This is a genomic window from Paenibacillus sp. JZ16 (genome assembly GCF_015326965.1).
In the GTDB taxonomy this organism is placed as follows: Bacteria; Bacillota; Bacilli; order Paenibacillales; family Paenibacillaceae; genus Paenibacillus_AQ.
This window is the reverse complement of the sequence record NZ_CP017659.1, coordinates 2,644,909-2,666,250: the sequence shown is the minus strand read 5'-3', so window position 1 is coordinate 2,666,250 and position 21,342 is coordinate 2,644,909. Positions and strand designations below refer to the sequence as shown.

Sequence of the window (21,342 nt, the reverse complement as noted above, 5' to 3'; positions counted from 1 at the left end):
ATATATTGGCGTTGGTGGCTTGTCAATGAAAAATTCTCAATCATACGTTGTAGTATTTAATCCCTGACCCATCCAAAATGATCTGCGGTATACGCTGAAACGAACTGTTAATTTTAGAAATGGTATGTTATATTTTGGATAATTTAAGGGGAGATCTTCGGCATTCCATCGAAGGACAGAATGTATTTCCCTGATATGTAAGACGGAGGTGACCAAAATGGAACGGAATGATGATCCAAAAAATTCAGCTCTTGCTTCTGAAGAAGATCATAGCGAAGAAAAGGAACGACGCCCTATGTCGACCAGCAGCGGGCTTCTGGAATCGGCCATTGACAAATTTGCCAGAGAAGGCGGCTTTGACGATTCGCCGTTGAAGGGAAAGCCGATTAAGATCGAAGACGGGGATGTTCTAACCGGGATTATGAAGAACGCGAATTACCAGCCAGCATGGGTCGAGCTGAGAAAAGAAATCGCTGCCGACATCAAGCGGCTTTTGGAGCGTCCGGAGTCGACTGTGATTCCAGAGACAGAGTTAGAGGCCATTAATCAAAAGATTATAAAGTACAACCGAATGGTTCCGAATCCACAGCTGCAAAAAGGCCTCCTGTCCGAAGTCAATTTGCACGCAGCCTACGATAAATGGGAGTAGCTAATTACCTCAAATGTGCTCCCCGTGACAATTTAAGAGATTACTCGAAAAAAACGGCGAAGAGACTCTAAGCTATCAGCTTCAGGGTCTCTTTGGGATATTGTTTCTTCAGTTATTTTTATCCGGGCCTTGAAAGTATGCCGTACCCCTGCATCAGTGTCGCTGATGTTAGGGGTGTTTTGTTTGTCTGTTTGGCGGTATTGACAAATTAAATTAACTCAAGTAAATTTATTTACATGAGTTAATTTAATGGAGGAGGCAATCACGATGGATCCGGATATCTCATTAAGGGAGTTAAAGAAAGCCAAGAACAAAATCGCATTGTATGAAGCGGGAATATCCCTGATGAGGGACCGGATGTTCAGCCAGGTCATGGTGGAGGACATCTGCAAGCGCGCAGAAATATCCAAGGTTACTTTTTTTAAATTCTATCAACGCAAAGAGGATCTGCTGATTTATTTTATGCGGGTATGGCTGACCCAGCGAATTATCGAGATCGACGCAGAAGGGAAGAAAGGGTTTCAGGCTTTTCGGCATCTGTTGTCCCAAGTAGCTCAGGAGCATCACGTAAGACCGGGCATGATGCCGAGCCTGATCTCCTTTCTTGCGGAGCAGAACATGCAGCCCTGCATGCCGGAGCTTAGCCCTGCGGAAGTATCGCTGCTTTTTCCCCGTCACGAGGAAGCGGGAAGCCAATCGCCTAACATGTATGCGTTGTTCCAGCAGTTCATGAAGGAAGAAGAGCAAGTCGGAAGACTGAACAAAGCGCTTACCTTGGAGCAAGCCGTGCAGATCTGTTTCACCATTTTTTATGGCGCGTTTCTGACGGCTCAATTGTACAATTCAACGGATATTGGCCGCTTTTATGAAACGCATCTGGGTCTGCTTGAAGTAAAGGAAGGGGTGTGAGCAAGCATGGGTAAAGTGATTCCAGGTCGATATACCGCACACATGGACGGTTCCTTCGTTGTATTCGTGATCGGGTTTCGGATTAACAAATGGTGGGCGGTGCATAAGTGGCTGCCTGTCATGAGTGCCATGTCCCCGATGCTTCAGGAGCTGTACCGGAACAAGGAGGAGCTCGGGTTCATGGACGGTACCTATCATTTTTCAGGGCGGGGACTTACACTCATTCAATATTGGAGGAGCTTTGAACATCTGGAGCATTATGCCCGTCACGGAGCCAATCACCTGAAGGCATGGCGGGATTTCAACCGCAAAGTTGGAACGGGAGGGGACGTAGGGATTTTCCACGAAACCTATCTTGTCCAGGAAGGGCAGCATGAATGCCTGTACAACAACATGCCGAGGTTCGGTTTGGCCAAAGCCGGAGCCCACGTCCCCGCGACGGGGCGCAGGGAAACGGCAAGCCGGCGGCTTGGCCGCGAGGGAGAACCCGCTGTGCCCACACCTCCAAATCCGTAGTCCAGAATAACAATGGCTGCTGCCAGCACTCATCTCATTTCCCGCCAAGCATCCAGCTGCTTCTGCACTTCCTGCCGTACGTCGTCTATGCCTGCCTGCTTCAGCTCCTCGTTAAACTTGGGGAGGATTGTATCCACATCGACGGAGCCTGTCATGAGGCTCGGATAATATTTATGCCAGACCATCTCGATGTTATCGGTTTGGGCGGTCATCTTGGATAGATCGGGCGTAAAGCCGAGCACGGTGGACTTGACGACGCCAGCGTTGTACTTGCGGAATTGATCCCACTTGTCGAGGGGATCCGGGTTATCGCCGCCCATGGTTTTCAGGATAAACCAATTCCCCTGCGTGTATTGTACACCTGAATAGCGGCTTGCAGGCGCATCCGGGAGCGGGTTGCCATGGCTGTCCTTGTCCGTATTTGGAACGACTTGCCCCTGTTCATCCAGCGTGTAGTGCACGCCTTCAATTCCATAGTTGAATAAGTTTCGTATTTCGGGGTCCGTATTGAGTAAATTCAAAAATTTAATACACTCTACGGGATGTTTGGTGTTGGCATTCACGGCCATGATGCCTCCCCGAACGGATTCCGTCGTGACGGTGCTTGGGGTTACGGGATGGGCTACAATCTTGTAGCCGCGATCCTTACTCCAAGTCGTCTCCGAGAGCGGACCGCCGCCTGAAGACTTCCAGAACACTTTGGCCCCGCGTTTAAGTCCTCCGGGCTCTCGCAGCGCGGCATCCTCATTAATGAAGCCCTCCTTGTAGTAACGCCGCAGCGTATCCAGCACCTGCCGCGCTTCCCTGGTTTCGAAGATATTCACCACCTGAGCGCCCGGGTCCAGTGATTTGATCATCAAGGGCAATTTATGGTTCATAATATATTCGTATCCATGGAGTGTGAAGAAATTGTGGGAATCCCGATCCAATTCCATGGGGATGTAGGCCGGCTCTTCCCGATGAATCATCCGAAGCAGCGGCTCAAGCGATTCCAGCGTATTGTATTTGGTAATGTCGATATTATATTTATTCACGATGGAAGCGGGGTACATCCAGTGATCAAGCACGGCCAACTCTTTATTGGTCGGCACACCGTAAATGCTGCCATCGTTCATCCGTACCCCCTGCCAAAACGTTGGGTCAATGGCATCGTACATTTCCTTGCCCAGGCCGGCAAGGTAGTCATCCAGCTTCAGCCAGGCGCCGCGCATAGCGGTAGTTGCATACTCAGGTGCAAAGGCAATATCAAACGGGCTGCCGGCGGATATGAGTGTGTTCAGCCGATCCTCATACTCCTGCCAGCTTACCTTGACATAGGTGATCGTCACACCGATTTTACGAGCCATGATTTCATTGATTTTATCATTGACGAGCTGCAGATCCTTGTCGGGCTCTCCGATCGTATAATAAATCAGATTTACCGTGTCCCCATCATAGGTTTCGCTGTTGTATCCGGGCTGCCGGAAGCAGCCGGTTGTATAGGATGTCAGCAGCATTATGAGACTGATGATCATGAAGATGCGTTTGGGCCTTGGATGCTTTAACATCATCGATATCCTCCTTTTTTCGCCGCGTTCGCTGTTACCCTTTTCCCCGCAGTTCGGAAGGAGATTTTCGGAAAAAGCTGTGAAAATGCGTATAGAAATAGTTGAGATTGTTGTAGCCGACGGAAAAGGCGATGTAGGAAATCTTCTCATCTGTTGATTGAATTCGTTCTTGTGCAAGAAGCATTCGGTAAGCCATGAGGTATTCGGAAAACTTCATGTTGGTTTCCTTAAGAAACAATTGTCCAAGGTAGGTGCTGTTCATCTGGAAACGCTCCGCTACGGATTTCAACGTGATATTCTGAGCATACTCTGTTCTGATCATCAGCAGGATGCGGTTGACCAGCTTGGATAAGCTGTCGTAGCTTACACCAAGCACCGGATCCTGGTTCAAGCTTTCGCCGTTCCTGTTACCTATCGAACCGCCCAGATCCTCGACGATGATCTTCTCAATCACTTGCTGCAGCTTGGTGCGTTCCACGGGCTTGAGCAGATAGTCTTTGACGCCACACCGAATGGCTTCCTGGGCATATGTAAATTCACTATAGCCGCTCATAATGATATATTTCGTAGGAATTTGAAATTCGTTCAGCCTGCGGATTGCTTCATATCCAAGCTCCTTGCCAATGCAAACATCGAATATGGCGACATCCGGCAGCAGGTCGACCACCTTGGACATGGCTTCCTCCGTGGATTCGCAGGTTTCGATCCGGCCAAATCCGTATTGCTTCCAATCCAGGATTCGCTTCATTCCCTCCAAAATCTGAGGTTCGTCATCCACAATCATCAGTTTGTACATGTTCAATCACCTCTTTTGAAATCCGCACGGATATGCTGACTCCAGCTTCCTCATTATTCGCAATCTCGATCGAAAAGCCGCTCCCGTAGAAAAAGTGAAGGCGCGTATATACGTTGCGCAGCCCGATACTATGGGAAGAAGGTTCATCAAGATTAGACATTGTGCTTCGGACGTTACGTAAACGCTCCGGAGAAATACCGCGCCCATTGTCCACAAATTCCAGTACGTAACCATCTTCGGCTTCATAGCCGTTAACGACATACAAATTAAACTCATGATTCGCGTTAAAGCCATGGATGAAAAAATTCTCAGCCAAAGGCTGCATCCAAAATTTCACGGTAGGGATGTGCAGCAGCGCCGGCTCTACATTCACTTGATAATAAAAACGCTCGGGATACTTAAACTCCATAATCTCCAAGTACTTCTGCAGCAATTCCAGTTCGCTCGCAATCGAAATGATATTTTCCTTTTTGACGATTTCACGATAGAGCGTCCCCAGCGTTGCAATGGCATCAGCGGTGTCCCTGTCCTGATTGACAAGAGCAGTGGAGCGGATCACCTCCAATGTATTGTATAAAAAATGAGGATTGATTTGATGTTGAAGCGCTTTCATTTCAGTTTCCTGCTGTTTGATCTTTAACAGATATTCATTGCGGATATGCTTATCCAGCTGCTGAATCATATCGTCCAATTCCCGGGCGATCATGCCGTATTCATTTCGACGGTAACGGGCAGGGCGGTTAGGCGTGAAGTTGGCCATCTTCACACGTCCAATCGATTGAATGATGCGGCGCAGGAAGAGGGCATCATCCCGCATATTGTATGCAATGAGCAGAAGCACGCTGACCATGGCCGTCAATATGATCATAAAGATGGTGATCAGCATCCCGGCATGCTGACGGATGAGCATGGATAAATCGATGATGCTGACGAATTTGAAATTAAACTTGGTGGATGGAAAGGAGACAAAAAAGATATGCTTCAAAACACCTTTAGAAATAATGCCGTGACTGCGTCCTTTCGCCGCGGCTAGTCGGGATAACTCCTCCAGATCCCGGTCCTGTTCGTTCCCGATCAGATATATTTCACCGGAAGGGCTGACTGCAGCAGCATTACCCAATCGGAAGCTTTGAACGGATTTAAAGATCTGTTCACTGCTGACCAAGAAGCGCAGCTCACCGAATTCCTGGGAACCTGACGTTGGATCCGACAGTTTCTTGCGATATACGAACCCCTTCATCAGGGTATCGCGAAAAGTTTCATCTGTATTCGGAAGCCCGAAGGTAAAGCTTGCAATTCCGTTATCATTAAAACGGACGACATTGCCATGCTTATCGGTATGCGTGCTTATCTGCGTGATTTCGCCCTGCGCCCAGCTGTACAGATAGGTCTTCACATCCTCCGGAAAAGAAACCAGCGGCTGCGAGAATTGGCTGTTCTGCAGCCTGCGGGTTAAGTATCCCTCAGCGCTGCTGCTTAAAAAGCTGCGAGCATCATCCATCAGAGCGGGATTGGAATACATTCGCTGCATGTAAGCCTCGATGCGGTCGGCATCATACTGCAGCTCATTCTCTACACGCGAGAAGGCATTAGCCGCCTCGATGCGGGCATTGCCAACCCATTGATTCAGCAGCATGGCACAGGTCAGCGTACCAAGCGTAAGTCCGATGGCCACGACGAAGATGACATAGGCAATAAACTTGTGACGATAAATTTTGATTTGCAAAAAAGAGCCCATACGACACCTCGATTGCAGCAGGTCGTTGAAACAGATGTTGCTATATCTCAATTTAACACGATTTACGCAAAGCTTCATAGATCGTATGGAAAAAGCATCCCTTAAGAGAGCCTCATTAAGGGATGCGCCTGATTGTAATCTGTAATCTTACTTGAAGTAATTGTTGATTTGCTCTTGGGCAGCTTGCATAATCGTGTCCATGCCGGCTGACTTTAATTCAGCCGTAATCTTCGGCACCATGGTTTCCGGATCGGATGCGCCCGTGATCAGCTCATATTTGTATTTATCCCATACGGCTTGGCAGTTCGCTACTTCGGTCTGAAGATCGGTGATGTCCAGCGCAAAGCCCAGGACGGTGGAAGAGGTCGCTGCATCGTTCAGCTTTTTAACCTGCTCCCACTGATCTTCAGGGGCGCCCTTGGTCACCGCCAAATTGAAGAATGTGCCTTGCGTGTAGGCAGCCAGCGGCCAAGTATCGGATGTACGCTCAATCACCTTTTCGCCATCGACGTTGTTGTAGTCGACGCCTAACTCGCCGAATGCCAGCATATTGCGAAGTTTAGGATCGGTATTCACTAATTCAAGGTATTTCAATGCTTCCTTCTTATACTTGGAATTCGCTGAAATCGCGTTTAGCGAGCCTTGGATCGTACTGGTGGTATAGATCGGTCCATAATGCTGAACCATATTATATTTTTCAATGGCGTCATTGATTTGCCAGCTGACCTCGGCTCCCGGGAATGCCTGGGCTGCAAAGAACGGTCTGCCTTTGTCGTTCTCCGTCTTTGTCGGAGCATCCGGGTTGATGATGCCATCCTGATACCACTGGTGCAGGAGCTTCAGATTGGCCATGACATCCGGCTGCTCGAGAACAGAGACCACCGTGCGTGCTGCATCGTCCGCTTTTACGCCGATGGGAGGGAAGCCCAGCGTTAAATCGTCATAGTCGTTAAAGAAGCCGTTCAAGCCTTCGCCTTGCGTCATTGGCAGCGGATAGAAGCTTTTGCCTTCGCCGGCCTTCATGTCACGAAGCGGCTTATCCAGATCCTGCAATGTTTTGATATTGTTGATGTCGATATTGTACTTTTGCACATACTTGTCATCGAATACCCAGTACTGCGTCAGCGCGGAATCCTTGTACGTCGGAACGGAATAATATTTGCCGCCGATCTTGGTGCCTTCCCATACCTTTTCGGGAATCAATTTGTACAAGTCCGGCGTTTCGCTCTGAACCAGATCCGTAATATCGGCAAACGCGCCCATTGTCACTTGCTTGCTGTATTTACCGCTGTTCGTGAACATGATGTCGAAGGGCTCGCCGGTATTCACGATGGTGTTCATTTTGGTGTCCCATTCGCCCCAGCTGGCTACCTTGATGTCGACCTTCACGCCAATCTTCTCGGCCGTATAGGCATTCATGGCATCCACCGCTTTGCTGAAATTGTTCGGCACTTGGCCGCCGATGGTCCACCAGGTTAACGTCGGAATATCCTTGCTTGTCGTTTCGGAGTCTTTGGATGTGTCCGGCGTCGCTTGGGATCCGTCTGTTGTGGAAGCAGGCTTCGAGCCGCCGCAGGCTGCCAAAGCGGTCAACATTAGCGTCAGCACGCACAGCGTAGAGATGAACTTTAATGCTCTTTTCATTTCATTTCCCCCTTTTTGAAGTTAAATTAACTGAGTGTTGTATAGCGGATATTTATCATAAACCAAGCTTGTCTTGGTTTATTTCGTCATTAGCCCTTCACGGCGCCGACCGTCAATCCGGAAATAAAATACTTCTGGAAGAAAGGGTAGGCGAATGCTACAGGCAGCACGATGAGAATGGCGACCGCCATGCGGGCGGATTCCTTCGGCATCGTTGCGACGAGCATGGCGTAGCTAACGCCCATACTCGCTGCATTCTTGGCGAGTGCATCGACATTGCTCATTAAGCTGTTGAGCAGCGCTTGCAGGGAATACAGGTTCTGGTTGTCGATATACAGCATCGATTGAAACCAGTCGTTCCAGTAAGCAAAGCAGAGAAACAATCCGATGGTGGCGATGACGGGCAGCGAGATCGGCATAATGATCGAGAAGAAAATTCGCAGCTGGCTCGCGCCGTCGATTTCGGCTGATTCGATCAGCCCGTCGGGAATCGTGCTTTTAAAAAAGGTTTTACATATGATGACGTTGAACGATGAAACGGCGAGCGGGAGAATAAGCGCCCAAATGCTGTCTTTCAGTCCCAGTAAATTCGTGTTAATGAAGTAGCTGGATACCAAGCCGCCGTTGAATACCATCGGGATGAATACCACCCAGGTGAGAAAACCCCTTAGCTTGTAGTTGGGGCGAGAGAGAACGTAACCCATGGAAGCGGTCAGCAATACGCCGAGCACGGTACCGACCACGGTAACGAGGGCGGATACACCGAGGGCCCGCAGAATCATCGTTCCCTGCTTGATGATGTAAACGTAAGCCTCGGCTGACAAAGCAACCGGCAGCAGATGATATCCGGTCTCACGGATGGACTCCTCACTGGAGAAGGAGATGGACAGAACAACGATTACAGGTATGACGCAGAGCAGGGCCAGCATAATAAATACCAGGTTGAAGAACAGGTTGACGGCTTTGTTTGTACGGTTAAACTTCTCAAGGCCCGTCTCGTAATTGGTTTTTGGTGTCATCGTCTTGCCTCCTTACATCATCGCGCTATCGGGATCGATTCGACGAACAATCCAGTTAGCGACCAGAATCGTAGCGCATCCCAGAACAGACTGTACAAATGCGGCTGCGGATGCCATCCCTACGGTGGCGGTTTTCAGTTGTTTATACACCATGACATCGATGGTGGTCGCCACGTTGAACAGTGAATTGGAGTCTCGCGTGACCTGATAGAACAAACCGAAATCGGTGTAAAATATGCGCCCTACGGCCAGGATGAACATCATGACGATCACCAGCTTGAGCATGGGCAATGTTATGAATCTCGTCTGCTGCCAAATCGAAGCGCCATCAATAACAGCTGCTTCATAATAGGTGCTGTCGATGCTTGTGATGGTTGCCAAATAAATGACCATACCATAGCCCAGGCCCTTCCAGACATTTAAGAGAATCAAGAAGAATGGCCAATATTGCGGCTCCATATACCAGTTAATAGGATCGCTGCCCATACTGACGAGCATTTGATTGACAATTCCTTTGTCGAAGCTTAAGAATGCCCAGCCTACCGCAGATACGACCACCCAGGATAGGAAATAGGGGAGGAACATCATCGTCTGATAGACTTTGCTGGCTTTGCGGCTGTGGAGGAGGCCGATCATGATCGCGAATAGGACGGGCAGAACGATCCCCAGCACAATAAACACAATGTTGTATCCGATCGTGTTTCGAATGATGATCCAGGCGTCATTCGACTTGAATAGGAACTCGAAGTTTTTGAGGCCGATCCAAGGACTGTTAAACACATTGCTCAAAAATCCGCCGCTAATCCTGAAATTTTTAAAGGCGATAATGATCCCGAACATCGGCAAGAAACTAAACAGGATGTACCAAATCGTGGTCGGCAGCGCCAAGAGGGTTAGCTCCGTATCCTGCTTGTGCCAGCGTATTCGTAAGCGCTTTCGTTTTTTGGGTTCGGCTTGTGAGCTCATGTCTGTCACTCCTTACGGTGTTATCTCGCTTGTCGTGCACTTGTTAGTTTTATTGTATAAGAGGAAGATTCGATGCTTCCAGATAACAAACTTGATACTATAGTCAACAAACGTTAGATTCGAAAGATTTATTGCTCTATTGTTCGTTAATTAACAAGAGCCAAACGTTCAAGGTTAGACGCTCTGTGGGACCTAAGACAATATTCCAAATTTTAATTTTTTTATTGATAGAAATGGATATATTTGATATGATGTATTCACAAAAGCTACTCACGATAACGGCAAACTTGTCGAAAGGCAAGGACGCAAAGCTACAGGGTCTTCTTGACGAAACGTCAATGACAGCCAGCTACCGAACGAAGACGCTTTTTTTGTTTTTTTGGACAAACATCCACTGAATCCTGTGAAACTCTAATACGATAATGGCAAACTTGTCGAAAGACTAGGACGCAAAGCTACAGGGCCTTCTTGACGAAATGTCAAATGGCAGCCTGGCCACCGAAGGGGAGTTACAGCATGCGCAACGCAATGTTCGCGATAATTGGACTTTTTGCGTTACTGATATGGGCTCCGGTTGTACAAGCTGCACCATCTGAAGATTGGCTGGGCTTGGAGGAACTGGATCGTGGAGCAATCGTCATTCGATATGACGTGAAAGCAGGCACCAAAACGAAGCTCATGATCGGAAAAGGTCAGGATCAATATACATATGGGCTTTCGAGGGCCAAGCAGCAGGAAGTTTTTCCACTGCAGATGGGCAACGGGAACTACAAGATTTCCGTGCTGGAACAAGTCAGCGGCAGCAAATACAAGATCGTACAGGAAGCGGCAGTTAAACTTCAACTGACGAACAGCAGCCAAGTGTTTTTGAACTCTGTACAAAATGTCGATTGGAGCGAAGAGGGCAAGGCTGCTCAGCTTGCGAAAAAGCTAACCCGCACTGCTCACTCCGACAAGGAAAAAGTACAGGCTGTCTACGAATATATCGTCGGGACGGTTCGGTACGACAACGCTCTGGCATCCAGCAAGCTGACGGATTACCTTCCCGATAGCAACCGCACGATCGCTGGACAAAAGGGAATGTGCTACGATTACGCCTCCCTGTTCGCTTCCATGCTCCGAAGCCTCGATATTCCGGCAAAGCTTGTCATGGGAACCTCGGAATACGTCGATGTCTACCACGCCTGGAATGAAGTATATTTGAACGGGCAGTGGGTAACCATTGACACAACCGTCGATGCAAGCTGGAAAAGCAAAGGAGCCGGATACAAAATGATTAAAGATGCCTCCAGCTATTCAGCATCCAAATACTACTAATTAATGCGTAGCAATAAAACTAAGCTTTGGACGATTATGTCCAAGGCTTATTTCGCTTGTATAGAAATTGTATAGTTTTGGCCGATATAATGCAGGAAGCCCGCTGGGTTCTGAAGGAAAATACAGACACCAATGAATCGTGCGCCCGTAACAGGTCTTGAAGATGATGGCTCGTGAAGTCCATTATTGGCATGCATTTTGATAGAAGCATGGGACGAATCAGCGCACGAAAAAGTAAGATCGGAACCGAATATTACGAGGGTAATGATAAGATTGAGGGAGAGATTATGAAGAAAAAAGTAAGTGGAATTGTTGTGGCGCTGCTGCTTCTGTTTCAAACCCTATTGGGCACATTTGCTTGGACGGCGAATGCGGCGGGGAGCGAGCAGCCATCAGCCGCTACTGTGCAGGAATCAGAGACTGGCGTGCAGGAATTAGAAGTTAGCGAGCCAAAGACAGTCACGGATGACGTATATAACACGCCAGCACCAGCAGTCGACATGGAAGGAATACTAACCAAAGTCGTATTAACCGATGTGAACGGTACCGTGGTTGATGCGGTGTATAATCCGGACAGCAGCCTGGACATCGGTGCAGCCGTTAATCTCAGCTACGAATGGGAGCTTCCGAACGGACATGGCTACAAGAATGGGGATATATTCACTTTCGAGCTGCCGACGCAGTTTGAGATTTTTACGGACATTGACGCACCGCTCCTTGCCGGTCAAGGCGAAGTTGGCCGATTTACGGTTGATCGGAACGGGAAAGTTGTGATGACCTTCAACGATTACGTGGAGAATCATTCCAACATCAGCGGCAAGCTGGAAATTCGCACAGAGTTTAAGAAGGAAGTTCTTAAAGGAAGCACTGAAATCATTATTGCATTTCCGATAAAGGGCGGGGTTCAGACCATCATTGTGAACCTAAAGCCGCAAGGCGGAAAGCTGATCGAGAAGCAAGGGAAAGCGATCGGCAAAGATCAGATCGATTGGACGGTCCAGATCAACAAATCATTGGATAAAATCAAGCACGCGGTTCTCACAGATGAAATGCCTGAAGGCTTGGAACTCATCGCGGATTCCGTAGAGGTTTATAACCTGCAGGTTAACGGTGACGGCTCAGCGCTTCTTGGTGATAAGCTGGACGCTGGCAAGTACACCGTCCAAACGGGCGGCGGCGGCAAACTGGAGCTTGCATTCCAGGATGAGATGATCAGCAAAGCCTACGAAATTCGCTTTTCGACGAAGCTTATCGGTCAACAGTCACGGTTTGAGAATACCGCTGTCCTGTCAGGCGAAGGGATGGAAAATGCCCAATCGACGGCGACCGTAACGGTAGATCGCGGCCAATTCTTGAATAAGTCGTATCGCCAGGATAAGGATACCGGAGTCATTACTTGGACGGTGAAATACAATTTCAACGAGAAGAAGATTCCGAGCGCTCAAGCCGTAATTACGGATGAATTTAGTGAGAATCATACCTGGGATGCCGATTCGCTGAAGGTGTATAACGGGAATTCGACGAATGCCAAAGACCTGGTTTCAGAAGAGGATTATAACGCTGTAGCGAAAGGCACGAACGGATTCGAGCTTCAATTCAAGCAGGATATCGATTCGCCTTATACGATCGTTTATCAGACGATGCCGGTTGACCGCTTGAGCTCCGAAGGTCAGGAGGTCAAGAACAGAGTTGTATCGGGTGATGCATTCAAGGAAGTAGTGGCTCCGGGTTATGGAAGCCGTGCTCTGGTGAAAGGAAATACTAACATCGATTTCGCCAACAAAAAGGCAAAGTGGAAGATCACGGTCAATGGCGATAAAAAGCCGGACGGCACCAAATACAGCATGGAGAAGGTAGTCATCACGGATACGTTCCCGCAAGGCGGACTCGAATTCGTTCCGGATTCAGTGACTGTAAAAGCGGACGGGAAAGTCGTTCCAGAGGGCGATTATAAAATCGTGATCGATGATGTACGCAACGGGTTTGTCATCGAATTCTCCAAGATTGACGCCACTTATACGATTGAATATGAAACGAAGTTTAACATCGGCTGGCTGAAGGATCGCAAACGGGACTTTTTGAACAGAGCCTCGATGACATGGGTTGAAGAAGGCAAGAGCAGAGGGCCGATTGAGCGGGATGCAAGCTTCTCCGCTGACGATTATACGAAAAATAACGGCGGTAAAGACGGCAGCTACAATCCTGTCGACAAAGAAGTGACGTGGAATATCAAGATGAATTATAATCTCGATTCGCTTAACGAAGCGATCGTAACCGATGCCCTGAAGCACCAGCAGAAGCTTGTGCCGAATTCGGTCAAGGTATACGAGATGGAGTTGACCGGGGGACGGAATGGCGCTCAGAAGGGCTCGCTAGTTCCAGCTGAACAATATGCAGTGACTGAACCATCAGAAGCTAACGGAAACCAGTTGTCCGTTCGGTTTACCAGCCCGATCTCATCAGCATACTGGATTGAATTCAAAACATCGCTGGAAGACACATTGATTGTCAACAAAATCGACAATACCGCCGTACTGCTGGATGGCAGCGCTAAAAAAGCGACCTGGAACGCCAGCGTAACGATTCCACACGGCGGCGAATATGTGAAGAAAAGCGGCGCCCAAAATGGAAACAAAATCGACTGGGTGATTCGAATCAATGAAGGTCAGTCGCATATTTCCAACGCTAAAATAATCGACTATCCAAGTGCGAACCAAATCTTGATCGAGGATTCCTTCAACTTGTATACAACCAAGATCGACGCAAATGGAAAAGCGGAAAAAGCTCAAGAGCTGACAAAAGGGAAGGATTACACCTTAAACATTAATAGGCTTGAGGGAGATCAAGAGACCTTCGAATTAAAGTTCACGGGTGATATCTCAACGGCTTATATTTTGGAATATCAGTCGTTCGCTATCGCTGAAGATAAAGAGGCTGTTCAAAATAAGGTGGCTCTTGAAGGAGATCAGCTGAAGACGGAGATTCGGGAAACGACGGAAGAGGTTATTGTCCGTACTTCCTCCGGCTCAGGTTCGGGAGGCGGCGTAACGGGCAGCCTGGAAGTAACGAAGGTGGATCAGGATGATCAGACGAAGCCGCTGGCGGGAGCAAAGTTTGCGCTTTACGACAAGGCAGGCAAACGAACACCGATCGTAAAAACCACCGATGAGGAAGGCAAGATCCTCTTTACGAAGCTGCTCTACGACGAGTATATTTTGGAGGAGCTGGCCGCTCCAGAAGGATATAAAATCGAGCAAACGACGTGGGACGTAACGATTGATTCCAGCATCAAGGATCAAGGCAATGTGAAGAAAATGATCGTAACGAACCGCAAGGAAGAGCCGGTTACACCTGACGAGCCTACGGATCCGACAGACCCGACAGACCCGGGTAACCCAGGGAACCCAACAGACCCGGGCAATCCGACGGATCCGGGTAACCCAGGGAACCCGACCGATCCGGGCAATCCAACGGATCCGGGTAACCCAGGGAACCCGACCGATCCGGGCAATCCAACGGATCCTGGTAACCCAGGGAACCCAACCGATCCGGGCAATCCAACGGATCCGGGTAACCCGGGGAACCCAACCGATCCGGGCAATCCGACCGGTGAAGTAGAGGTGCCAGACGAGGATGTTCCAAGAGGCGAACCAACAACGCCGCAAACGCCTCAAACGCCTCCGACAGAGCCGGAAACACCAACCGTTGATATTAGCGAAGAGGATATTCCGCGAGGAGGCGTCGAGCCTGAGCCTCAGAAGCCGGAAGCACCAGCTCCATCAGAGAAGACCTCGACACCGCAAACGACGGTTCCGATGCTTCCAAAAACCGGTGAAGCGAGCCCTTATCCATTCTATTTGGCTGGCCTCGGGTTGATCGCTTTCGGTGTATGGTTAGGTCGCAAACGGATAAAAATGAAACCATAACGTCTCACGCTATACTTCGGCTCTTCTTGTCCAATGATCTGGGCAAGGGGAGCCGTTTTCCATGTTGGGGATTCAATCCCGTCCATTAGGCTTGTTCGGAGATCAGATCATGGGGCGAGTTATATCCCTGTTTCTAAAATTGTCTCCGTTTGATTCAAACTGGTCAACGCTACACTAACCTCCCATAACTGTTTCCTATTTTCATTGTTATAAGAAAGTTCGGATGATTTTATTTGTTTGGTACCTTCAAAATATTTCCCTGTCGTTTGGTTAAACTTGCTATCGGTTACTAGAGCAGCCAATGCTTTCCCGGACTGACGCACCGTATTCACGTTAGGGTAAAATAGCGTTAAAACAGGCATAAGATAGTTCCAAACAAATCTCATAATCGGCGTATAGCTTTGAGCAAGGCCCGTGCCTGGCATCATTCCCGGATCGAAAGCATTTACGGTAATATTCTTTTGGGTTTGCTGCTTTATTCGATTGGCCAACTCGTAGGTGAAATATAAATTACATAACTTTGAAGTCGTGTAGCGCCGTCTGCCAATGAGAGATATAGCTTCGCTCGAGCTCGCCTGGTCAGGATAGGCTAATAATTGGGGATCTACAAAATCAGGTGCAGGCATTCCTGTCTTTTTCAATGGATCATGGGTTCCGCTGCTGACTAACACGATTCTGCCGGACTGCGTTATTTGTCCAAGCAGCATATTAGCCAGGAGGAAATGTCCAAGATGATTTACGCCAAAGGTAGCTTCAAACCCATCTTTCGTATAATGCGTTTTATCGATAAACTGTACGCCTGCATTGCATACAAGTGCATATAAAGGCGGGTAATCCATTTGTGTAAACTTGCTTATAAAACCTCTTATGGATGCCATAGATGAAAGATCGAGCTCCAAAAAGGTTATGTTTTTATTATTGGTTTCTTGAATTAACGCATCTACTGCTTGATTGGCTTTAGCAGCGTCGCGGCAGGCGATCACCACATGATAACTTTTGTCATGCCTAGCTAATATCTTAGCGCATTCATATCCTAAACCAGAGTTCCCGCCTGTTACGATCACCGTTTGTTTCTGTGGACTCATTCCTAACCACGCTCCTATTTTGGTATTTCATACGTTGACAGTGTCAACATACGGTGATTATATACCTGCAAAGTTGACACTGTCAACAGTGTTGGTGTAAAATTTAAGACATGAAATTACAATCCATATCTTAAGAGGATATTATGAACGATACCAAACAAAAGCTGATTCATATCACCAGACAAATGATTGATCGACAAGGCATTGATGCTGTCAGCATGCGCGAGCTTGGTAAAGAAATGAACTTGTCCCGCAGTGCCATGTACAGACATTTCAAAAATAAGGAAGACTTGCTGGCGGCTGTTGCGGTTGAAAATTTTGAGATGCTGACCAGCACGATTCGAAAAACAATGGAAAGCACAAACGATTCGCGAAAACTTATATATGCTATTTTGTGTACGTATTTTGAATTTGGTATCAACCATCAGGAGCATTACCGCTTGATGTTCCGAAAGCAATGGGATAAGGAGTTGTATCCTGATCTTTATCATTCTGCTTTTGAGATATTTAAGCTTGTAGAAACGTGTTTAGAAAAGGCAGAGAACATTCGGAAACCCCCAACCGAATCAACCGCCATCATGTATGCGTTCATTCATGGCTTGGTTGAATTGAATTCAGCCCAGCATACGGAACCGGAAAAGGGACTGGATCATCCAACCCATCTTCTCGATTCTTTTCTCGATCTGATTTTTATTTAGGAGAGCAAGCATCGCATTAAACCAATATGCAGTAACATAGATACCAAAATACCTCTGATCGAGATCAGAGGTATTTAATGTGCGTTCATCTCACGCTGGGTTTAGCTTTATACATCATGATCCTGCTGAAATGATCTCGTCAATTTTAATCCAACGCGATTCCTCTTCGGCCATGGATAGTTTGATCTCCCGTCTAAACGTATGGATCAGCACGACAATTCCTGTCAATTCCGTGTCCTCATATTCATCGAATAGCCTTACGGTAATCATACGGTGTTCATGAAATGACTCGGCGATGGCCCCCTCGATTAATTCCATTTCTTGCGGATCCAGCGTCGGCCGGCCTTTCCGGCCTTCTTCCAGTTGCCTGCGAATGATGGTTTCTTTGTGTTCCGGCAGCATCATCCGACTGGATTCCCACAGCCCATTGCCCTCAAGCTTTTTTCGTGTTGTCATTTATAGTGTCCTCCTATCTTGGCTGATCGATCCAGCGCTTGGCCTGCGTCCGTTTTGGATACGGCTCGGATCACAATCGAATTCCCGTATTTATTTTTCAGGGCATCGGTCACCCGTTCAAGTGCCATCGACCGCTCCCGTCCGGTATCAAACAATGACAATTGGTATTCCGTGTCCGGGGAAAACTGTGACAAGCTAATACCGACCCGCCGAATCGGCAGGCCGTCCCAATACGTTTCAAGCAGCCGGCATGCCCAGCGGTAAACCTGATTCGTAATATTCGATGGATCCTCCATCTTCATTTGTCGGCTAAATCCCGTAGGGCGGTCAAAGTCTGCCCCCATACAACCGACCGACACCACATGCCCCATAAAACCAAGACCGCGGCATCGCTGGCAAACCAACTCCGTCAGCTCCAGCAGTACGACCTTGATTTCTTCCAGCTTGGTATAATCGCGAGGGAGGGTCATCATGTGTCCAACCGATTTAGGGTCAACCTGGTGCGTGCCTGGCCTTACCGGGCTATCATCGATTCCGTTGGCAATTCGCCAGTACATCTCGGCTGAAATATCGGAATTTTTACCGAATTTACGGCGCATCATCTGCTTCAATTTAGCAAGAGGCGTCTGAGCCACGCTGCCGATCGTGGGCAGCCCCATGACGTTAAAGTGGCGGGTCATCTTGCTGCCGGCCATAAACATGCAGCTGACGGGCAGTTTCCAGAGGGTATCCGGAAGCGAGTCCTTGGACAACGTGTAGATGCCGGACGGATTTTTCTTGGCGTAGTTATCACAGGCGGTTTTAGCCAGGATTTTGGTTTCGCCGATGCCGAAGCGAGCGTACACACCCGTGGCATCCATGACATGACGCTGAATGGTTCTGGCTAACTCATCCGGTGTGCCGAACAGATGCAGCGAACCGGTAACGTCTAAAAATTGCTCGTCGATACTGTAAGGCTCAACTAAATCGGTATAACTCTTGTATATCTCCGTGATTTGCATCGAGACGTCAATATACTTCTGCATCCTGGGTTTGATGACGACAAGGTCGGGACACTTGGATAGTGCCTCTCCTAATCGCTCTGCCGTCGTTATTCCTTTTGCTTTAGCGAGCGGACAAGCAGCCAACACGATGCCTGAACGTCTTTCCGGATCCCCTGCAACGACCAAAGGGCGGTTTTTATACTCGGGATGGTCTGCTTTCTCAACAGATGCATAAAAGGACTGGCAATCCCCTAACATGATCACTCGGTTAGATGATTTCACAGCGAACTCCCCTTATCTGCGATTTTCAGCCCCAGGTAGGTGTACGATCTCTGCTCGATCTCTGCCTCAATTAGCCCCCACAGTATAGACAGCTTGTGATGATACCCCTGCAGATGAATTCAACCTCAATGCCAAGCTTTGTTTTTCGATCCTCGTAAACCTTAATGGCGTATTCACGCATTTTCCTGCGAGCCAGAGCTAAATCGGATAATGCAGCTGCCTGCAAATGGTCGATCATCGCATTCGTTAGCTCCGGGGTCTTTAAATCTGCTCTACATAGGATCGAACGGTCATGCTCTAACACATCAAGTAAAAGGGGTAATAAAATATAATCCTTCACCAGTTGGGTTTCATCTGGTTTCAACCCAATACTCAACATCATTAACCACCTCATCGACGGGAACGTTTGTTTGTATTATATGCGAACATTCGTTCTTTTATCAATGTAAATTATACCCTTATGAAGAGGAATCAGAAACTCACAAGCGGTACCTGGCATAATCAGTGATTAAAGACCCCCACCTGGAGCCTTTCAATCAACGGATGGTTTTTGTTCAGATTCACTTTCATTACAAAATCGGAAGGGATCTCTTGGATGCAAAACGAAATATCCTCCTGTAAAAATTCCGGTCTTTCAATATCGTAAAACTTCCCGGCCGCTTCTGACTTTCGAATTCGCTCAATGGTTTGTTCGGCAGATATACGATTAGTGTCTTGGAGAATTTCCGATATATATTGTGCGCAGGCCAGATCATCATCCCCTGACGGATGCGAAGCAATTACATTAATCGTCATGTCATCGTCTTTTAATAAGTTCCTCTTTATAAACTCTGCGGTTGTTCTTGCATTTGTGAACCCGGTAACGAATAGATGCTCGGTGCTCAATGCGTTTAGGGTGGCTGTAACTCCATTGGTAGTCTTTTGGATCAGAAATTTCTCCCGAAGATCGAAGCCATGTAAACGCGCAGGCGAATTATCCAGCTCAAACCCCGGAATCGGCAGACCCTGTATCTCTCCCGCCAATAAAAAGTCAGGATAGATTTTCTTTAGACGCAAGGCATCGTCCAGAGTTCCTGCCAGAATGATACCCTGAACCCCATGGATAAAGGCATAGTGCGCTACGGTAAAAGCCCTTATAACATCAATTACAATATTGATGTGTGATGCGTCCAAGGTGTGATGGTGTCCTTGAATAATCTGTATCGGCATGTCGTATCCCCTTTTCCCCGGCATAATGGGCTATTTTAGTAACAGTATATTTGCCCAAAACCAAGGAGTGCTCAAATCCTCTAATGGATTCAGCAGCAGCGATGGAATATTAAATCCGGATGTGGTGATAATTAGGAAGCATGGAAATAAAGAAAATGTTCTGTTCTACACGAACTTCAAGTCCGAGGAGCGATACCATGGAGAAGACCAAAAAGCGAAAACTGAATATCAGCTTTCATAGCGATATCGACCTGCAGACCGACTCCGAGGAGACACAAGACAGCGAATCCACCGGAAAATCAAAAACTTCTACCGGTTCAAAGGGTCAAGTGTGGGAATTTATCGCACTGGCAACGATCCCGATCGTGCTCGTTTTTGGCAATTCCATGCTAGTTCCGGGGCTTCCTGAAATGCAAAGGGAACTGGGTATCAGTAAATTCCAAAGCAGCTTGATCATCACGATTTTCTCCTTGGCAGCTGGCTTATTTATTCCGATTATTGGTTATTTGTCCGATCGATTTGGACGCAAAGTTATTATTATACCCGCCCTGATCATATATGGAGGTGCCGGTATTCTGGCAGGATTCGGTGCTATTTGGAACTCTTTTGGGGTGATTATTACCGCGAGGGCGATTCAGGGGCTAGCGGCCGCCGGAACAGCACCGATTGCCATGGCGCTCGTCGGCGATTTATACGATGGCGGGACAGAGAGCAAGGCACTGGGACTAATCGAAGCCTCCAATGGCGCCGGCAAGGTACTCAGCCCGATCATCGGCTCCCTGCTTATGCTGATCGTATGGTATGCTTCCTTCTTTGCATTTCCCGTGTTCTGTGCACTATCGTTGTTGGCCGTCATTTTTATGATCAAAGAATCAAAACAACATTCAAAGCAAGAACTAAGGAAGTACCTTGGAAAAATCGGGGACATCTTTAAAGAAAAAGGCCGCTGGCTCATCACTGCTTTTTTTGCCGGTTCGCTGGGGCTATTCATTTTGTTTGGCATACTGTTTTATCTATCCAACATTCTTGAAGACAAGCCTTATAACATTGACGGGGTCGTGAAGGGCTTGATTTTGGCCATTCCATTACTTGGGATGGTTATCACTTCCTATACGACGGGAAGCTTGATCAAGAAGAATGGCCTGTTGATTCGTTGGCTGATGAATATCGGGCTGATTGCCATGACCCTGTCTCTGGCAGCTACACTTTTCTTTTTTAAGAACATTTATGTGTTTATCGGGCTGCTGACAGTCAGCTGTATCGGAACCGGAATGCTTCTTCCTTGCCTGAATACGATGATCACCGGTGCAGTTGAGAAAAGTGAGCGAGGGATGATTACATCCCTTTATAATAGCTTGCGATTTTTGGGAGTTGCAGCAGGGCCGCCCTTGTTCGGGTGGATGATGGATAAATCGGATCAGGTTGTTTTTATAACCGTGTCTTCACTATCTTTGGTTACTCTAGGTTTGGTGTTCTTTTTGATTAAACCGCCTCGGCAGATCGGATGACCGTGACGAATCCCTATGACAAAAGATGGGCACCTGTCAATGGGTATGAGCATATTATGCCAATGTCATTGGATTAAACGACTAAATCAAAAAG

18 protein-coding genes and 2 riboswitches are annotated in these 21,342 nt (G+C 47.8%); of the genes, 7 read left to right on the top strand and 11 right to left on the bottom strand.

The features are described from left to right. Positions 1-217: 217 nt before the first annotated feature. From BJP58_RS11980 to BJP58_RS11970, 3 genes are all read left to right on the top strand, one after another. The gene (locus tag BJP58_RS11980; RefSeq protein ID WP_194544104.1) at positions 218-649 is read left to right on the top strand and encodes a DnaJ family domain-containing protein; all 432 of its coding nucleotides are present in this window, start codon (positions 218-220) and stop codon (positions 647-649) included. 267 nt (positions 650-916) lie between these two features. Then, positions 917-1,558 carry a TetR/AcrR family transcriptional regulator gene (locus BJP58_RS11975; RefSeq protein WP_194544103.1) on the top strand — a complete coding sequence of 214 codons (642 nt, stop codon included), beginning with the start codon at positions 917-919 and terminating at the stop codon, positions 1,556-1,558. A gap of 6 nt (positions 1,559-1,564) precedes the next feature. Beyond that, the gene (locus BJP58_RS11970; RefSeq protein ID WP_194544102.1) at positions 1,565-2,074 is read left to right on the top strand and encodes a DUF4188 domain-containing protein; all 510 of its coding nucleotides are present in this window, start codon (positions 1,565-1,567) and stop codon (positions 2,072-2,074) included. Positions 2,075-2,103: 29 nt separating this feature from the next. Here BJP58_RS11970 and BJP58_RS11965 read toward each other — a convergent pair whose 3' ends face one another. The 6 genes from BJP58_RS11965 to BJP58_RS11940 all read right to left on the bottom strand — a co-directional run bounded on the left by BJP58_RS11965 (position 2,104) and on the right by BJP58_RS11940 (position 9,784). Beyond that, positions 2,104-3,624 (bottom strand): ABC transporter substrate-binding protein, encoded by a 1,521-nt coding sequence (locus BJP58_RS11965; RefSeq protein WP_233355053.1) that lies wholly within the window; start codon positions 3,622-3,624, stop codon positions 2,104-2,106. A gap of 31 nt (positions 3,625-3,655) precedes the next feature. Next, a complete protein-coding gene (locus tag BJP58_RS11960; protein WP_194544101.1) occupies positions 3,656-4,417 on the bottom strand; it encodes a response regulator transcription factor in 762 nt (253 codons plus the stop codon). Further along, positions 4,392-6,143: a sensor histidine kinase gene (locus BJP58_RS11955; RefSeq protein ID WP_233355052.1), complete on the bottom strand. Its 1,752-nt coding sequence runs from the start codon at positions 6,141-6,143 to the stop codon at positions 4,392-4,394. Before BJP58_RS11955 ends, BJP58_RS11960 begins: the two co-directional genes overlap by 26 nt. Positions 6,144-6,302: 159 nt before the next feature. After that, positions 6,303-7,799: an ABC transporter substrate-binding protein gene (locus BJP58_RS11950; RefSeq protein WP_194544099.1), complete on the bottom strand. Its 1,497-nt coding sequence runs from the start codon at positions 7,797-7,799 to the stop codon at positions 6,303-6,305. A gap of 89 nt (positions 7,800-7,888) precedes the next feature. Then, the gene (locus tag BJP58_RS11945) at positions 7,889-8,818 is read right to left on the bottom strand and encodes a carbohydrate ABC transporter permease (protein WP_194544098.1); all 930 of its coding nucleotides are present in this window, start codon (positions 8,816-8,818) and stop codon (positions 7,889-7,891) included. A 12-nt stretch (positions 8,819-8,830) separates the two neighbouring features. Then, positions 8,831-9,784, bottom strand: a complete 954-nt coding sequence (locus BJP58_RS11940) for an ABC transporter permease (protein WP_194544097.1) — start codon at positions 9,782-9,784, stop codon at positions 8,831-8,833. A gap of 270 nt (positions 9,785-10,054) precedes the next feature. Beyond that, positions 10,055-10,141, top strand: a riboswitch (cyclic di-GMP riboswitch). A gap of 57 nt (positions 10,142-10,198) precedes the next feature. Next, a riboswitch (cyclic di-GMP riboswitch) is annotated at positions 10,199-10,287 on the top strand. A 13-nt stretch (positions 10,288-10,300) separates the two neighbouring features. On the opposite strand from BJP58_RS11940, the gene BJP58_RS11935 reads away from it, so the two are divergent. Both BJP58_RS11935 and BJP58_RS11930 read left to right on the top strand, forming a co-directional pair. After that, complete coding sequence (locus tag BJP58_RS11935; protein WP_194544096.1) at positions 10,301-11,101, top strand: transglutaminase-like domain-containing protein; 801 nt, start codon at positions 10,301-10,303, stop codon at positions 11,099-11,101. A 209-nt stretch (positions 11,102-11,310) separates the two neighbouring features. Further along, positions 11,311-15,027, top strand: coding sequence for a collagen binding domain-containing protein (locus BJP58_RS11930; RefSeq protein WP_194544095.1), 3,717 nt, complete (start codon positions 11,311-11,313; stop codon positions 15,025-15,027). A 119-nt stretch (positions 15,028-15,146) separates the two neighbouring features. On the opposite strand, the gene BJP58_RS11925 is transcribed toward BJP58_RS11930, so the two are convergent. Then, positions 15,147-16,112 (bottom strand): SDR family NAD(P)-dependent oxidoreductase, encoded by a 966-nt coding sequence (locus tag BJP58_RS11925; RefSeq protein WP_194544094.1) that lies wholly within the window; start codon positions 16,110-16,112, stop codon positions 15,147-15,149. Between the two features lie 143 nt (positions 16,113-16,255). On the opposite strand from BJP58_RS11925, the gene BJP58_RS11920 reads away from it, so the two are divergent. After that, positions 16,256-16,810 carry a TetR/AcrR family transcriptional regulator gene (locus BJP58_RS11920; RefSeq protein WP_194544093.1) on the top strand — a complete coding sequence of 185 codons (555 nt, stop codon included), beginning with the start codon at positions 16,256-16,258 and terminating at the stop codon, positions 16,808-16,810. Positions 16,811-16,924: 114 nt separating this feature from the next. On the opposite strand, the gene BJP58_RS11915 is transcribed toward BJP58_RS11920, so the two are convergent. The 4 genes from BJP58_RS11915 to BJP58_RS11900 form a co-directional block, all read right to left on the bottom strand. After that, on the bottom strand, positions 16,925-17,266 hold the full coding sequence (locus BJP58_RS11915; protein ID WP_194544092.1) for a YolD-like family protein: 342 nt from the start codon (positions 17,264-17,266) through the stop codon (positions 16,925-16,927). After that, complete coding sequence (locus BJP58_RS11910) at positions 17,263-18,531, bottom strand: DNA polymerase IV (protein ID WP_374198187.1); 1,269 nt, start codon at positions 18,529-18,531, stop codon at positions 17,263-17,265. The genes BJP58_RS11915 and BJP58_RS11910 overlap by 4 nt, the downstream gene beginning before the upstream one ends. A 70-nt stretch (positions 18,532-18,601) precedes the next feature. Then, complete coding sequence (locus BJP58_RS11905; RefSeq protein WP_233355051.1) at positions 18,602-18,895, bottom strand: YhjD family protein; 294 nt, start codon at positions 18,893-18,895, stop codon at positions 18,602-18,604. A gap of 137 nt (positions 18,896-19,032) precedes the next feature. Continuing rightward, entirely contained in the window at positions 19,033-19,740 is a 708-nt protein-coding gene (locus tag BJP58_RS11900; protein WP_194544091.1) for a 2-phosphosulfolactate phosphatase, read from the bottom strand. 197 nt (positions 19,741-19,937) lie between these two features. On the opposite strand from BJP58_RS11900, the gene BJP58_RS11895 reads away from it, so the two are divergent. Continuing rightward, on the top strand, positions 19,938-21,248 hold the full coding sequence (locus BJP58_RS11895; protein WP_071223337.1) for an MFS transporter: 1,311 nt from the start codon (positions 19,938-19,940) through the stop codon (positions 21,246-21,248). Positions 21,249-21,342: the final 94 nt, after the last annotated feature.

Bases quoted from the DNA above. Each gene is read 5' to 3' on its own strand.
- BJP58_RS11980 (WP_194544104.1), top strand. From the start codon at position 218: ATGGAACGGAATGATGATCCAAAAAATTCAGCTCTTGCTTCTGAAGAA.
- BJP58_RS11975 (WP_194544103.1), top strand. From the start codon at position 917: ATGGATCCGGATATCTCATTAAGGGAGTTAAAGAAAGCCAAGAACAAA.
- BJP58_RS11970 (WP_194544102.1), top strand. From the start codon at position 1,565: ATGGGTAAAGTGATTCCAGGTCGATATACCGCACACATGGACGGTTCC.
- BJP58_RS11965 (WP_233355053.1), bottom strand. From the start codon at position 3,624: ATGATGTTAAAGCATCCAAGGCCCAAACGCATCTTCATGATCATCAGT.
- BJP58_RS11960 (WP_194544101.1), bottom strand. From the start codon at position 4,417: ATGTACAAACTGATGATTGTGGATGACGAACCTCAGATTTTGGAGGGA.
- BJP58_RS11950 (WP_194544099.1), bottom strand. From the start codon at position 7,799: ATGAAAAGAGCATTAAAGTTCATCTCTACGCTGTGCGTGCTGACGCTA.
- BJP58_RS11945 (WP_194544098.1), bottom strand. From the start codon at position 8,818: ATGACACCAAAAACCAATTACGAGACGGGCCTTGAGAAGTTTAACCGT.
- BJP58_RS11940 (WP_194544097.1), bottom strand. From the start codon at position 9,784: ATGAGCTCACAAGCCGAACCCAAAAAACGAAAGCGCTTACGAATACGC.
- BJP58_RS11935 (WP_194544096.1), top strand. From the start codon at position 10,301: ATGCGCAACGCAATGTTCGCGATAATTGGACTTTTTGCGTTACTGATA.
- BJP58_RS11930 (WP_194544095.1), top strand. From the start codon at position 11,311: ATGGGACGAATCAGCGCACGAAAAAGTAAGATCGGAACCGAATATTAC.
- BJP58_RS11925 (WP_194544094.1), bottom strand. From the start codon at position 16,112: ATGAGTCCACAGAAACAAACGGTGATCGTAACAGGCGGGAACTCTGGT.
- BJP58_RS11920 (WP_194544093.1), top strand. From the start codon at position 16,256: ATGAACGATACCAAACAAAAGCTGATTCATATCACCAGACAAATGATT.
- BJP58_RS11915 (WP_194544092.1), bottom strand. From the start codon at position 17,266: ATGACAACACGAAAAAAGCTTGAGGGCAATGGGCTGTGGGAATCCAGT.
- BJP58_RS11900 (WP_194544091.1), bottom strand. From the start codon at position 19,740: ATGCCGATACAGATTATTCAAGGACACCATCACACCTTGGACGCATCA.
- BJP58_RS11895 (WP_071223337.1), top strand. From the start codon at position 19,938: ATGGAGAAGACCAAAAAGCGAAAACTGAATATCAGCTTTCATAGCGAT.